The sequence below is a fragment of the Pseudobutyrivibrio xylanivorans DSM 14809 genome (assembly GCF_900141825.1).
Taxonomy (GTDB): domain Bacteria; phylum Bacillota; class Clostridia; order Lachnospirales; family Lachnospiraceae; genus Pseudobutyrivibrio; species Pseudobutyrivibrio xylanivorans.
The window spans coordinates 17,723-32,726 of sequence record NZ_FQYQ01000028.1 but is presented as its reverse complement, the minus strand read 5'-3'; the positions used below and the strand labels follow the sequence as shown (position 1 = coordinate 32,726).

At 39.2% G+C, this 15,004-nt stretch carries 15 protein-coding genes; 14 read left to right on the top strand and 1 reads right to left on the bottom strand.

The features are described 5' to 3' along the window. Positions 1 to 401 precede the first annotated feature (401 nt). Both BUA88_RS14065 and BUA88_RS14060 read left to right on the top strand, forming a co-directional pair. On the top strand, positions 402 to 1,394 hold the full coding sequence (locus tag BUA88_RS14065; RefSeq protein WP_072919119.1) for an SCP-2 sterol transfer family protein: 993 nt from the start codon (positions 402 to 404) through the stop codon (positions 1,392 to 1,394). Between the two features lie 19 nt (positions 1,395 to 1,413). Continuing rightward, positions 1,414 to 1,824, top strand: a complete 411-nt coding sequence (locus tag BUA88_RS14060; RefSeq protein ID WP_072919117.1) for an HIT family protein — start codon at positions 1,414 to 1,416, stop codon at positions 1,822 to 1,824. Here the strand turns inward: BUA88_RS14060 and BUA88_RS14055 are convergent. Beyond that, the gene (locus tag BUA88_RS14055; protein WP_072919114.1) at positions 1,805 to 2,869 is read right to left on the bottom strand and encodes an undecaprenyldiphospho-muramoylpentapeptide beta-N-acetylglucosaminyltransferase; all 1,065 of its coding nucleotides are present in this window, start codon (positions 2,867 to 2,869) and stop codon (positions 1,805 to 1,807) included. The genes BUA88_RS14060 and BUA88_RS14055 overlap by 20 nt on opposite strands. Before the next feature lie 193 nt (positions 2,870 to 3,062). On the opposite strand from BUA88_RS14055, the gene BUA88_RS14050 reads away from it, so the two are divergent. The 12 genes from BUA88_RS14050 to BUA88_RS13995 all read left to right on the top strand — a co-directional run bounded on the left by BUA88_RS14050 (position 3,063) and on the right by BUA88_RS13995 (position 14,955). After that, complete coding sequence (locus BUA88_RS14050; protein WP_072919112.1) at positions 3,063 to 4,289, top strand: cell wall hydrolase; 1,227 nt, start codon at positions 3,063 to 3,065, stop codon at positions 4,287 to 4,289. Positions 4,290 to 4,409: 120 nt separating this feature from the next. Beyond that, positions 4,410 to 5,405, top strand: a complete 996-nt coding sequence (gene argF / locus BUA88_RS14045; protein WP_072919110.1) for an ornithine carbamoyltransferase — start codon at positions 4,410 to 4,412, stop codon at positions 5,403 to 5,405. Further along, positions 5,398 to 6,168 carry a biotin--[acetyl-CoA-carboxylase] ligase gene (locus BUA88_RS14040; RefSeq protein WP_072919108.1) on the top strand — a complete coding sequence of 257 codons (771 nt, stop codon included), beginning with the start codon at positions 5,398 to 5,400 and terminating at the stop codon, positions 6,166 to 6,168. Before argF ends, BUA88_RS14040 begins: the two co-directional genes overlap by 8 nt. Further along, the gene (locus BUA88_RS14035; protein ID WP_330390308.1) at positions 6,168 to 6,491 is read left to right on the top strand and encodes a DUF6145 family protein; all 324 of its coding nucleotides are present in this window, start codon (positions 6,168 to 6,170) and stop codon (positions 6,489 to 6,491) included. The genes BUA88_RS14040 and BUA88_RS14035 overlap by 1 nt, the downstream gene beginning before the upstream one ends. Continuing rightward, complete coding sequence (locus tag BUA88_RS14030; RefSeq protein WP_072919104.1) at positions 6,491 to 7,261, top strand: type III pantothenate kinase; 771 nt, start codon at positions 6,491 to 6,493, stop codon at positions 7,259 to 7,261. Before BUA88_RS14035 ends, BUA88_RS14030 begins: the two co-directional genes overlap by 1 nt. 8 nt (positions 7,262 to 7,269) lie before the next feature. Then, the gene (dusB, locus tag BUA88_RS14025) at positions 7,270 to 8,253 is read left to right on the top strand and encodes a tRNA dihydrouridine synthase DusB (RefSeq protein ID WP_200798873.1); all 984 of its coding nucleotides are present in this window, start codon (positions 7,270 to 7,272) and stop codon (positions 8,251 to 8,253) included. 103 nt (positions 8,254 to 8,356) lie between these two features. Beyond that, a complete protein-coding gene (greA, locus tag BUA88_RS14020; RefSeq protein WP_028247363.1) occupies positions 8,357 to 8,836 on the top strand; it encodes a transcription elongation factor GreA in 480 nt (159 codons plus the stop codon). 70 nt (positions 8,837 to 8,906) lie between these two features. After that, entirely contained in the window at positions 8,907 to 10,292 is a 1,386-nt protein-coding gene (locus tag BUA88_RS14015) for an MATE family efflux transporter (protein ID WP_028247364.1), read from the top strand. Positions 10,293 to 10,403: 111 nt separating this feature from the next. Further along, on the top strand, positions 10,404 to 12,464 hold the full coding sequence (gene lysS / locus BUA88_RS14010; RefSeq protein ID WP_072919102.1) for a lysine--tRNA ligase: 2,061 nt from the start codon (positions 10,404 to 10,406) through the stop codon (positions 12,462 to 12,464). A gap of 171 nt (positions 12,465 to 12,635) precedes the next feature. Beyond that, the gene (locus tag BUA88_RS14005; protein ID WP_072919100.1) at positions 12,636 to 12,866 is read left to right on the top strand and encodes a helix-turn-helix domain-containing protein; all 231 of its coding nucleotides are present in this window, start codon (positions 12,636 to 12,638) and stop codon (positions 12,864 to 12,866) included. Continuing rightward, on the top strand, positions 12,867 to 14,039 hold the full coding sequence (locus BUA88_RS14000) for a DNA methyltransferase (RefSeq protein ID WP_072919099.1): 1,173 nt from the start codon (positions 12,867 to 12,869) through the stop codon (positions 14,037 to 14,039). Next, a complete protein-coding gene (locus BUA88_RS13995; RefSeq protein WP_072919097.1) occupies positions 14,032 to 14,955 on the top strand; it encodes a Bpu10I family restriction endonuclease in 924 nt (307 codons plus the stop codon). The genes BUA88_RS14000 and BUA88_RS13995 overlap by 8 nt, the downstream gene beginning before the upstream one ends. Positions 14,956 to 15,004 lie beyond the last annotated feature (49 nt).

Below are 15,004 nucleotides of genomic sequence, written 5' to 3'. Positions count from 1 at the left end.
GTTGACTTGATTAAAAGTGCTATGCACAGACCTAATCTTTCATTTGCTTGATTACAGTGTATCTGCCCAGAAATGGGAGTCAAGGATGCTTTGCACCGAAGGAGTTGTCCTTGACACCCATTTCAAGGCAGATAAAATATCAACAAGCAAAAGAAGGATTATTTGTCGTACAAAAAAGTACGGCATTAAACATTAATCAAAGGACTGCGGAGCAGGGCTTCCTTTTAAAAGATAAAAAGAGTAAGATAGTCACAAATCTAATTCTTATCACAAACACACAGGGATTGTCTTTTCTGTGATTTCCGAGAACAAATTTACGCTGCCATAAGGGTTCCGTTGATTTTGAGGAGAAAAATCCCTATACTAAAAATTAGGGGAGAGAAGGTTCGCGGGGGGCGATTATGAAGGTAAACATTTACTATGGCGGTAGAGGTCTACTTGAGGACCCTACACTTTATGTAATCAACAAGATGGAGCAGGTGCTTACCGAGCTCCAGGTAGAGGTTCATCTTTACAAAATCTACGAGCAGAAAAATACAATCTCCATGCTTCCACAGACTATGAAGGATGCAGATGGAATTATTCTTGCCACCACAGTAGAATGGTTGGGAATCGGCGGATACATGAATCAGTTTTTGGATGCGTGCTGGCTCTATGCTGATAAAACCGCTCTTGCCACCACATACATGCAGCCAGTGGTTATGTCCACCACATATGGTGAACGTGAAGCCATGGTTACACTTGAGAATGCATGGGAAATTCTTGGAGGACTGCCATGCTCAGGCTTCTGCGGATATGTGGAGGATGTAAAGGAATTCAGAGAGAATACTGAGTACGCCCACATCATCGAAAAGAAAGTGGAGACCCTTTACAGGACTATTTCCCAGCATACAAAGGGGCTTCCTACAAGTAATCAGGCTGTTACCAGAAGTATATTACGCACGCAGCAGCTAGAACTTTCTCCACAGGAGACGGAGCAGCTTTCAAAATTTGTTTCTGATGATGAATATGTTCAGACTCAGAAGGCAGATATTGCAGATCTTACTAGCATGTTCAGGGATATGATGGGCAAAAAGCAGGAAGATGGCACAAACGAATATATAAACGATTTCGAGATTCACTTTAAAGGGAATCCGGAATTTGCAGCTAAATACCTCTTTATGATTGATGGTAAAGAAAAACCGCTTTTCCTTGGCATTTCAGGAGAGCAGATAGATTGCCACTACGGCAAAGAGGAAAACATTGATGTATATATGAAGCTCAATGGCAATATTATGGATAACATAGTGGCCGGAAGAGAGACCTTCCAAAGAGCTTTCTCAGTTGGAGATATGACGGCTAAGGGTAATTTTAGAACCCTTAGAACCCTTGATGAGATATTTACATTCAATTAAATAAATGGAGGATAATGTAATGAAGGACAACAATTGTATTTTCTGTAAGCTTGCGAATGGAGATATTCCAACAAACTCTATTTACGAGGATGATGATTTCAAGGTGATTCTTGATGCATCCCCTGCTACAAAGGGACATGCACTTATTCTACCTAAGAATCATTTCGCTAATATCTTTGAGATTGATGATGAGGTGGCTGCAAAGGTACTTCCTCTTGCAAAGAAGATTGCAAATAAGATGATGAAGGAATTGGGTTGTGATGGCATTAACATCTTACAAAATAATGGTGAAGCTGCCGGACAGACAGTTCACCATTATCATGTACATGTTATTCCTAGAACTGCTGGTGATGGAGCCATCAAAGAGTGGGATCACCTGACAGTTAGCGATGCTGAAACAGCAGAAATAGTTAAGAAGCTGAGCTTTTAATTAAATCCATAATAACTTTATTGGCGTCCAGTAATTTGCTGGATGCCATTTTTTCTATAATCGCATCACGATTTTTAAATACATTATTGACGCTTGATAGTAAAAGCTCACCAGTAAGCTCTTCTTCCTGAAGAACAGTTGAAAAACCCTGTTTTTCATAGCTTGCAGCATTAAGAATCTGATCACCGCGACTAGCCTTGGCAGAAAGCGGAATCAATATATTAGGAATCTTGAGAGCCAAAATCTCACTGATTGAATTAGCACCTGCGCGGCTAATCATAATATCTGTCATAGCAAAGATATCGTTAAGCTGTTCACTGATGAATTCATATTGTTGATAACCAGCTTTTCCCTCCATATCTTTGTTGATATTTCCTTTACCAACCAAATGCACAATCTGGAAATTTCGAAGAAGAGAATCAAGAGAATCCCAAACAGCATTATTAATGAAGCGAGAGCCAATGCTTCCACCCATAATGAGAAGAACAGGCTTTTCATTATTAAAACCGCAGAATGAAAGTCCGGCTTCCTTATTACCTGTGAAAAGCTCCTGACGAATAGGAGAACCAGTATGAACTGCCTTACCCTCAGGAAGGTAATTCATCGTCTCAGGGAAGTTGCAGCAAACCTTTGATGCAAAAGGAATTGCAAGCTTATTTGCAAGACCAGGAGTCATATCTGATTCATGGATGATGGCTGGGATGTGCTGACGACCGGCAGCCATAACAACAGGGACAGAAACGAAACCACCCTTTGAAAATACCACATCAGGCTTGAGATGCTTCAGAAGCTGATTTGCTTCAGCGAACCCCTTGATTACTCTGAATGGGTCTGTGAAATTCTTCCAATCATGGTAGCGACGAAGCTTTCCAGATGAGATACCATAATAGGTAATTCCTGCATTCTCTACCATTTTCTTTTCAATTCCATTATAAGAACCGATGTAGAATATCTCGTAGCCTTCTTGTTTTAAATAAGGAACAAGAGCTAAATTTGGTGTGACATGACCAGCTGTACCGCCGCCTGTCATTACTATTGTTTTCATATGTAAATCCTCGTTATTATTTTTGTGTGAAAGCCATGATAAAAATGGCTACAAACACTATAATATCAAGACTTTCTTAAAAGTCAAATGACCAAAATTTGACTTTTTTTTGTAAGAATGATATATTAGGCGATGTAACAAGTTTGTAATATTTTGTATTTTTTGTAAAAGCTAAAATAAAAAGCGGAGGATTATGATTAGAAAAAGCAATACCATTTCTTCATTCTGTACAAAGAACAAGAAATATTTAAACAAGCGAACCATGCAGTCAGCAGCTCTATCGGTGGCCATGGTACTTTTAATCTCAGGAGCTGTAGTTTGTGCCCCTTCAGATAGAAAGGTTACAACAGATGTTGATATTCAGCCAGCTAGTACAGCAGGTGTATTTTCTGCGGTTTCAGCAATGGAACTTACAGCTGGTGGTTCTGATTTGAACTATGCGTCTGCAGATGTTTCTGTAGTTGCAGCTACTTCAGATCAGGTTAAATTTGATGATGATATTTATGATGAGTGGTCAGACAAGGTAATGGCAAAGGATATTAGTGATTACCTTTCTATTAGAGAAGATGCTGACCAGTCTTCACAGGTTATAGGAAAGCTTCGTCCAACTGATATCGCCACATTAGTAGATGTATTTGATGGTTGGTACGAGATTGAGTCTGGAAATGCACATGGTTTCGTTTCAGCTGACCATTGTATTACAGGTATTGATGCATACGAGTACGCATTAGATGTTTGCGATACATATGCTACTACAGATGTTAATGGTCTTCGTATTAGAAGCGAGGCATCTGAGGACTCAAAGATTGTCAAGGTTGTTTCTAAGGGAACAAAGCTTGAGGTTAATGATGACGCAGAGGAAGTAGAGGGCTGGGTAGCTGTTACTTCTGGAAATAAAACAGGTTATGTTAAAGCTGATTATGTAGATGTAGACATGTCTACAAGCGAGGCTGTTACTCTTGAAGAAGAGGCAGCTGCACAGAAGGCAGCAGAGGAAGCCGCAGCTAAGAAGGCAGCTGAGCAGGCTGCTATGGCAGAGCAGGCAAAGATTGCAGCAGCAGAAGCAGCTGCAGCAAAGCAGGCAGTTATCACATCTGCTGATGATGTCACCATTCTTGCTGCAATTATTCAGATTGAAGCAGGAAATGAGTGCTATGAAGGCCAGATTGCAGTAGGTGCTGTAGTTATGAACCGTGTTCTTTCAGGTTCATATGCAAACAATATTCACGATGTAATATTTGCTAAGGGACAGTTCGCTACATCACGTATGTCTTCAGTTATTTCAAATGGACCAAAGGCTTCATGTGTTCAGGCAGCACAGGAGGCAATGGCTGGTTCGGATCCAACTGGTGGACGTGTACATTTTAGACGTGCAGGTTCTAAGGATGGACTTATAATAGGAAACCATGTCTTCTATTAATGTGATTTATAAATATTTAGAAAAAATTTGCTCTTGGGCTTTACCCAAGAGCTTTTTTAATATATACTGTATAAAAATCCACAGTCAATGAATATTTATACACAACAAAGGAGGTACGTTATGGACTTAAAGGGAAAGAACTTTTTAAAGATGTTAGATTTCACGCCTGAAGAAATCAATGGTTTGATTGATTTATCTTTGAAGCTTAAGGCAGAGAAGAAGCAGGGAAAGTCTCAGAAGAACTACATGGCAGGAAAGAATATTGCATTAATATTTGAAAAAACATCTACACGTACCCGCTCTTCCTTTGAGGTGGCTGCATATGATATGGGAGCAAACGTTACTTATCTTGATCCATCAGGTTCACAGATTGGAAAGAAGGAGTCTATTGCAGATACAGCTCGAGTACTGGGCCGCATGTATGACGGAATTGAATATCGTGGTTTTGAGCAGACAATCGTAGAGGATTTGGCTAAATATGCAGGAGTTCCAGTTTGGAATGGTCTTACAAATGAGTCACATCCTACACAGATGATTGCTGATATGATGACAATTAAGGAGCATTTTGGCAAACTTAAAGGAATTAAGTTTGTATATATGGGCGATGCCCGTTATAATATGGGTAACTCACTTATGGTTACATGTGCAAAGCTTGGTATGGATTTTGTGGCGTGCACAAATAAGAAGTATTTCCCAGAGGCATCTTTGGTAGAAAAGTGCCAGGCTATCGCGAAGGAGACTGGTGCTACAATTACTCTTACAGAGGATGTGGCTGAGGGTTGCAAGAATGCAGATGTAATATATACTGATGTATGGGTATCAATGGGAGAGCCTGATGAAGTGTGGGAAGAGCGTATAAAAGACCTTTCGCCATATCAGGTTAACGCTAAGGCATTCGAATATGCGAATTCAGATGCAAAGTTTATGCATTGCCTGCCAGCTTTCCATGATTTAAATACTACCATCGGTAAAGAGATTAATAAGAAATTCGGAATCGACTGTATGGAAGTTACAGACGAAATATTTGAAAGTGAGCGTTCAATTGTCTTTGATGAGGCAGAGAACAGAATGCACTCAATCAAAGCGGTTATGTACGCAACATTAGGAAATGCTTAACGATATTAGATATGAATATTTTGAATCAGTAGATTCAACAAATGATAGAATTAAATCACGAGCCCATGAGGAAGAGTCTCAAGGGCTCGTGATTTCTGCTGGTCAGCAAACTGCAGGAAAAGGACGTATCGGAAGAAAATGGGAATCACCATCACATGATTCCATAGCAACATCCATTTTGTTAAGACCAGAGGAGATAAAGCTGGATTCCATCCCTACGATTACTGTTGTAGCTGCTATGGCAGTTAGAGATGCATTGTACCGTATATACGGATTGGATGGACAGATAAAGTGGCCAAATGATATAGTTCTTGGCGGTAAGAAAATCTGCGGAATACTTACCGAGATGGAGATGAAGGATAACAAGGTTTGGTTTGTTGTAGTTGGCATCGGTGTAAATGTACACAACCGTAGCTTCCCAGAAGATATTGCATTTAAAGCTACTTCTGTAGATTTAGAGCTGGAAAAAGTAGGTGGTGGACAAGGTCACAGAGAAGAACTTACAAAAGAGATATGGAATAGTTTCAAAAAGTATTATAATATCTTCATTGAGACACAGGATATGACAGGGCTTAAGGAAGAATACGAAAAGCATCTTGCCAATCGTGGTAATCGTGTTAGAATAGAAGACCGTGAGAACTCCTACGAGGCAGTGGCCCTTGGTATAAATGATAAGGGTGAGCTAATTGTAGAAGTGGACAGCGAAGAAAGGATAATCCGCACCGGAGAAGTTTCGGTACGTGGAATATATGGTTACGTATAATGGAAGAAGTAGTACTTTGTGGCGCCAGTTGCTACACTAAAAAATTTTATTTGAATCCAGATTTCAATGGACTTCCTCCAATGATAAAGGATGAGCTGAAGATCATGTGTGTTATGTACACGGAGCAAGTCAGTGGCACTATCCAGATGGTCTACGAGGAGGATGGTTCTCTTAGAATCGATGTGGATCATAACGAGGATGATTTCATGTATGATGAAATTGGATCAGCTCTTGAAGTAAAGAGAATGCAAAGAGAAAGAACAGAGCTTTTCGAGGCTCTTGAAACATATTACAAAGTAGTTTTTCTAGGGGAGGGCATGTAATGCTTCTTACAATTGACGTTGGAAATACAAATATCACATTAGGTGTTTTTGATGGCGAGAAGCTTTTAGGAAGCTTCCGTGTTACTACAAAGATAAATCGTACATCCGATGAATTTGGAATCACATTCCGAGAGATTCTTCGTTCAAACAATTTGGATTACACAAAGATTGATGATGTAATTATTGCATCCGTTGTTCCTAACGTAATGCACTCTCTTACAAGCTCTATTATCAAGTACTTTGATATTCAGCCTATCATCGTAGAGGCAGGAATTAAGACTGGTATCAGAATCGCAACAGAGAATCCTAAGCAGATTGGTGCTGACCGTATTGTAGATGCAGCAGGTGCTTACGAGCTTTATGGTGGACCTGTTCTTGTACTTGACTTTGGTACAGCTACCACTTATGATTTGGTGGATGCAAACGGAGCATTCGTTTCAGGCGTTACTGCACCTGGTATCCGTATCAGTGCTAAGGCTCTTTGGGAAGATGCTGCTAAGCTTCCTGAAATCGAGATTAAAAAGCCAGAAAAGATTCTTGCAAAGGAAACAATTTCATCTATGCAGGCCGGACTTGTTTACGGACAGATTGGTCAGACAGAATACATTGTTAAGCATATGATTGAAGAAAGTGGTTATGAGAATGTAAAGGTTGTCGCTACAGGCGGTCTTGGAAACCTTATTGCAAGCGAGACAAAATGCATCGACATCTACAATCCTAACCTTACACTTTATGGTATGAAGTTTATTTACGATAAGCAGAAGAAATAATCGAATTTATGATAGAAAAATTACAAATTGGAAACGTAACTTTAGAAAACAATTTGATTTTGGCACCAATGGCAGGCGTAACAGACCTGCCATTTCGTTTGCTATGTAAGGAACAAGGGGCAGCTCTTTGTTGCATGGAAATGGTTAGTGCCAAAGGAATTTTATATAACAATAAAAATACTGAGAGCCTTCTTACTGTTGATGAGAGAGAGCGTCCTGTAAGCCTTCAGCTTTTTGGTTCAGACCCAGAGATTATGGGAGCTATGGCAGCAAAAATTGAACATAGAAATTTTGATATTTTGGATATCAATATGGGATGCCCAGTTCCAAAGGTTGTTAACAATGGAGATGGCTCGGCTCTTATGAAAAATCCAGTACTTGCTGGAAAGATTATTGAGAGCATGGTGAAGGCAATAAATAAGCCAGTCACTGTTAAGATTCGAAAGGGTTTTGACGATGAACATGTTAACGCGGTAGAAATGGCGCATGTGGCTCAAGAATCTGGTGCAGCAGCAGTAGCAGTTCATGGTAGAACTCGCGAACAGTTTTACTCAGGCAAGGCTGATTGGAGCATCATCGCAGATGTAAAGGCTGCAGTAAACATTCCTGTAATTGGAAATGGTGACATCCTTGATGCAAAGGACGTTATTGCAATGAAGGAGCAGACAGGCTGTGATGGCTTTATGATTGGAAGAGGTGCCCAGGGCAATCCTTGGATTTTCCATCAGATTCTCCATTACTTCGAAACAGGAGAGCTTATAGGAAAGCCACCTATGGAAGAAATGGTTAAGACTATGCTTCGTCACGCAAAGCTTCAGATTGAGTTTAAAGGTGACTATCTGGGAATCAGAGAAATGCGTAAACATGCGGCTTGGTACACAGCTGGATATAAGGGAGCAAGCAAGCTTCGTGGGGCAATAAATAATGTTGAGTCATATGATGATTTAGAAAAACTTTTTGAAAGTTTTATGAACCAATATGGGAATTCTTGACATCAATATGTGTGTGGCTTATAATTCAAAAAGTTACTAAGATTTATAGGGATTTTATGCGTAAAATCCATTGAAAAATACATCCGATTGGAGAGGAAAAAACATGGAAGCAAAGAAGAATTTACTTACAGCCGAAGGACTTAAAGTATTAGAGGATGAGCTTGAGGATCTCAAGGTCAATAAACGTAAAGAAGTATCTCAGAAGATTAAGGAAGCCAGAGAGCAGGGCGATCTTTCAGAGAACGCTGAGTATGATGCAGCTAAGGATGAGCAGAGAGATATCGAAGCTCGTATCGAGGAAATCGAGAAAATCCTTAAGAACGCTGAGGTAGTTACAGACGAGCACGACACAAAGAACATTAACATCGGTTGGACAGTTACACTTCTTGATGTAGAGTTCGACGAGGAAGTAGAGTACAGAATCGTTGGTTCTACAGAGGCTAACAGCCTTAAGGGCAAGATTTCAAACGAGTCACCAGTAGGTAAGGCAATTCTTGGACACAAGAAGGGCGATACAGTTACAGTTGAGACTGAGGCTGGTGCATTCGAATATAAGATTCTTGCAGCAAAGAAGTCTAAGTAATTGATGATAATTTTGTGCCGCGACTCGTGTAAACGAGTCGCGGCATTTTTCTTGCATAAAGGAGGACAAAATGCTAGCAAAATTCAAAAAGACATTTATTGGTGATAAAGCTTTTTACAGAAGATACATTTTCCTTGCTACTCCAATGATTATCCAAAACTTCATTACAAACTTTGTAAGTTTTTTGGATAATATCATGGTAGGTCAGCTTGGACAGGAAGCAATCTCTGCCGTCGCAACAGTTAACCAGCTTCACTTCGTATTTGCATTAGCAGTATTTGGTGCAGCCTCAGCAGGAAGTATTTATGGTGCCCAGTATTTTGGAAAGGGAGACCACAAAGGTCACATGTACACTTTCCGATTTAAGCTTTATGCAACATTGCTGGCCACCTTCGTAGGAATTTTGATTTTCAAGATTTTTGGTAGTCAGCTAATTTCACTTTTCCTTACAGAAAGTGAAGGCGCTTCGCCAGAGCTGGCTTTGGAGTATGGTCTTCAGTACTTAGGAATAATCCTTGTGGGACTTATTCCATTTGCAGTTAATCAGGCTTATGCAACTAACATCAAAGAGACAGGCCAGACGGTTGTGCCTATGGTGGCCGGTATGGTAGCGGTTGCAACGAATGCTGTTTTGGATTACTGTTTGATCTTTGGTTTTGGACCATTCCCAGAAATGGGCGTAAGAGGTGCAGCGCTGGCTACAGTTATAGCAAGATACATAGAGTGCGCAATCGTATTGATATGGGCTCACTCACACAGAGAGCTTAATAGATATCTTGAGGGAGCATACACAGGCTTTGGTCTTCCAACAGATGTTTTCAGACAGATTCTTATAAAGGGCGCGCCACTTATGTTAAACGAAGTCCTTTGGGCTGCGGGCATGAGTATGGTTACTCAGAGCTATTCTGTCAGAGGTATGAATGTACTGACAGCACTTAGTATGTCGAATACCATTGCGAACTTGTTCAATATTGTATTCATACAGCTTGGTGCATGTATCAGTATTGTGGTTGGTCAGCATCTGGGAGCTGGTGAGCTTGAAGAAGCAAAGGATGCAGATAATAAGATGATTGCCTTCAGCGTATTTTGCTGCACAATCATGGCAATCATTATGTTTGCCTTTGGCGGATTGTTCCCACGCATTTACAATGTTGCTCCAGAGATTCGCTCTCTCGCAACAAGATTTATTGCGGTGGCTGCAATCTGGATGCCATCATGCAGCTTTAGTCACTGCTCTTATTTCACACTTCGTTCCGGTGGAAAGACACTTGTCACATTCCTTTTCGACTCAGTGTTTACATGGATAGTTGTGGCACCATGTGCATTTATTCTTGCTCATTACACAGGGCTTGGAATCGTTTGGGTTTACTTCTTTGTACAGGGCACGGAGCTCATCAAAAACATCATGGGATACTTCATGGTGAAGAGTGATGTTTGGCTTGTACAGATGGTTTAAACTCTCAGGGATGTACCCTTGACACCTAGAGTTTTCTAGGTCTATAATTGAATGACTTTTTATGTAATTACTAATCTAATTAAATATATATGAAATAATAAAGGAGAAAATATGGCACAGCAGAACAATGGTGGCAACCAGGACGTAAATCAGTTACTTCAGGTTCGCCGCGAAAAGCTTGCTGCACTTCAGGAGGCAGGCAAGGACCCATTTCAGATTACAAAGTTTGACCAGACTCATCACACAGATGAGGCTAGAAATTTATACGAAGAGCACGAGGCTAAGCTTCTTGCAGGTCGTCAGCCAGTAAACACAGATGGCATGGACGAAGAGGCTGCAAAGCAGGCAGTTAACGATGATTACAATGAGCGCCGTGTAATTATGGATGCTCAGCCAATCCACGTTAGCATTGCAGGACGTATGATGTTCAAACGTGTAATGGGTAAGGCTAGCTTCTGCAACATCCGTGACCGCAAGGGTGACATTCAGGTTTATGTTGCGAGAGATGCAATCGGAGAGGAGTCTTACGCGGATTTCAAGAAGTCTGATATTGGTGATATCTATGGTATCAAGGGTTGGGCTTTTAGAACAAAGACAGGTGAGATTTCAATCCACGCTGAGGAGCTTACACTTCTTTCTAAGTCTCTTCAGATTCTCCCAGAGAAGTTCCACGGACTTACAGATACAGATATGAGATACCGTCAGAGATATGTTGACCTTGTTATGAACAAGGATTCTCGCGACGTATTCGTTAAGCGTTCACTTATGATGAAGGAAATCCGTAATTTCCTTGCAGAGCGCGATTTCATGGAGGTTGAGACACCTATCCTTGTTTCTAACGCAGGTGGTGCAGCAGCTCGTCCATTTGAGACACATTACAACTCACTTAATGAGGATGTTAAGCTTCGTATTTCTCTTGAGCTTTACCTTAAGAGACTTATCGTTGGTGGTTTCGAGCGTGTATACGAAATCGGCCGAGTATTTAGAAACGAGGGTGTTGATACTCGTCATAATCCTGAGTTCACACTTATGGAGCTTTATCAGGCATACACAGATTACGAAGGTATGATGGAGCTTACAGAGACTATGTTCCGTCGTCTTGCTGAGAAGGTTGTTGGTTCTACAAAGATTTCTTACAACGGAATCGAAATCGACCTTGGTAAGCCATTTGCTAGAATGACAATGACAGACGCTGTAAAGAAATTTGCAGGCGTTGATTTTGATACTATTGCTGACGATGAGGCAGCAAAGGCTATCGCTCGTGAAAAGGGCGTTGAGTTTGAGGACCGTCACAAGAAGGGTGATATCCTTAACCTCTTCTTCGAGGAGTTCTGCGAGGAGAATCTTATCCAGCCTACATTTATTACAGACCATCCAATCGAGATTTCTCCACTTACAAAGAAGAAGCCTACAGACCCTACAAAGGTAGAGCGTTTCGAGCTCTTCATTAATACATGGGAGATGTGTAACGCATACTCAGAGCTTAATGATCCTATCGATCAGCGTGAGCGTTTTGCAGCACAGGATGCTAACGCAGAAGCAGGAGATGATGAGGCAGAGCACACAGATGAGGACTTCCTTAATGCGCTTGAAATCGGTATGCCACCTACAGGCGGTATCGGATATGGTCTTGATCGTCTCTGTATGTTACTTACAGACAGCCAGGCTATCCGTGACGTGCTTCTCTTCCCAACTATGAAGTCACTTGATGCACCAAAGAAGGAAAATAAGGCTTCTCAGACGGGCTTTGGTCAGAATTGCGACCAGAATGCGACCGTTGAAGAGAAGATTGATTTCTCAAACGTGAAGATTGAGCCTTTATTTGAAGAAACAGTTGATTTTGAAACATTCTCAAAATCAGATTTTAGAGCAGTAAAAGTAAAGGAATGTGTAGCAGTACCTAAGAGTAAAAAGCTTTTACAGTTTACACTTGATGATGGTACAGGTGTAGATAGAACAATTCTTTCAGGAATTCATAGCTTCTACGAGCCAGAAGAATTAGTTGGCAAGACACTTATTGCTATTACAAACCTTCCACCTAGAGCAATGATGGGAATTGAATCTTGTGGTATGTTACTTTCAGCTGTTAATAACCTTAAAGATTCTGATGATGAGGAATTGCACTTAATTATGGTTGATAATCATATCCCAGCTGGTGCAAAGTTGTACTAATAGAATAAGAGAACACGTTCAGTAAGACTCCTAGAAATAGGAGTCTTATTTTTGATTTAAAATGATTTCTACAGAAAATCTTGAGATATATCAAGAAAATATTGAAATAAAGTGATATAAATGATAAACTACCGTTAATTGGAAAAGACCAATCACTAAGAGAGGTGAATTATGAGCGTAGACGCCCTAATATGTTACAACCGCCTATGGAAATTAATGGTGGACAAAAATATTAATAAGACTCAGTTAAAAGATATTGCACATATAAGTACAAATGCAGTTGCAAAAATGAGCAAGAATGAATACGTCTCATTAGATACTTTAGTGAAAATATGCTATGCATTAGACTGTGGGATAGAAGATGTTATAGAAGTGGTAATTGAAAGGCAGGATAATCAATAGATGCAAAGAAAAGAATTCGAAGAGATACCAATTAATAGAGAAGAAATATCACAAAGCGAGTTAAATATAGAGAATAAAATTAGGTCTAATCTATTCAACTGGAATGGACAGTTTTCTCCTCAATTTATTGAAGCGTTGCTTAATAAATATGCTAATGAAGGTATGGTGGTAGTAGACCCTTTTTTAGGGTCTGGAACAGTATTAGCTGAAAGCGCTAGAAAAGGTCTGGAAGCATATGGAACAGAACTAAATGCATCGGCATATTATATGGCTAAGACTTACGAAATAAGTAATTTATCCAGCGAAGATAGAGAAAAAATTATAAATTATATAGATAATAAAATATCCAAAATAAAAAATGATGAAAATATTGTTGATGAGTTAACTAAAATGGTTAACGAAACAAAGTACGATAGCATTTACAATGTCGTGTCAACATTGATAATAGTAATGGATATATTTAAGAACGTCGTTACTATGGAATTGTTAAATATAAAGTGGGAATGGCTAAAGAATATTATATTAACATTACCCTATACTGAAAAAAAGATAAAAGCAATTCAGGGAGATGCAAGAAAAACAGGGCTAAACGATAATACTGCTGATTTATTAATTACATCGCCACCATACATTAATGTTCTAAACTATCATCAAAAATATAGACGCTCAGTTGAAGCTCTCGGATATGATGTATTAAAACTTGCAAAGAGTGAAGTAGGTTCAAATAGAAAAAATAGAGGAAATCGATTCTTAACAGTCATTCAGTATTGTATGGATATGGCATTATCATTTAAGGAAGCTATACGAGTATGTAAAGAGGATAGCAGAATGATATATGTAGTTGGAAGAGAATCAACAGTTCTAGGATGTTCGTTCTGTAATAGTAAGCTTATCTACGAAATAGCTACTAAGATATTTGGCTTAGAAATGACACTAAAACAAGAACGTGTATTCAAAAATAGATTTGGAACGATGATATACGAGGATATATTGCATTTTAAGAATTCAAAAGAAATGCAGAATATTAGCGAGGAAGAAATTATCGCAAAAGCTCAACAAATAGCGGTAGAAATGCTGAAAGAAAAAAAACCTGAAGAGAAAAATGAGGAATCATTAAAAGAAGCAATTGAGTTTGCAAAGAAAGTAAAAAAATCGGAGGTGGCTTATGCTTAGGGGCGTACATGGAGAAAAAATAGTTGCAGCTATTGATAGTGCAAAAATGCCAGAAACAGACATACCAAGGCTGAAAGAGGCTTTAGTAAAATATGATGAGTGGGTAAAAAATCTTAACGAGGCATCAGGAAATACTTTAGATGAACTAATAGAAAATATGGTGAGCCTGCTCAACGATTATAAATTATATATAGATGTAGACTTAATCTTTGATAGTACTGAAGATTTTCTGTATAGACAAAAGGGGCAATTAAAACTAGACAATACAGTAATAGAAGAGTTTATGCCTATATTTGTAAGAAAGTGTATTGAGCATGAATGTGGCTCTTGTGATGTAGAAGTTGGTTCACAAACGCCTACGTTCTCATCAGTATATTTTGAATCAAGTTTGAGTAATCCAGTTAAAGGCGGAGGAATTAATATTAAGACTAAAGACCAAGATTTTTCTATGAGTAGAAAACTATATCTAAGGTCTTCTTATGACCCAAACTTTGATGCTGAAAAAACTGTTACATTGGAAACACATTTAGGATATGTACTGTCAGAAATGAAAACTAATTTAGATAAAACCATGTTTCAAGAGGCGTCTGCAACTGCCCATGATATAAAACTGGCAGTGACTGGAGCAAAGTATTATCTATTATGTGATTATTTAGATATGACTCCTATAAGTACAACAACGACAGATATAGATGAAATCCTAATTACTAGAAAAGCAAAGCGTATAAGCTCAAACATTAGAAGTGCCTTTAGTACATCAGCAGGAAGAGTAGCCAAAAGAGAATGGTATGTAGATTATCTCAAAAGCAATCCATATGCAACTGATATCTTTAAAAGATATATTGGGCATATAATATCTCAACTTAAAAATGAAGAATTGATAGAAGAAAGTGTTCTAGAGGTTGGGTACTTTTAAATGTAAAAGAAATGGATCTGAAATATAATCAGTTCCATTTCTTTTTTTA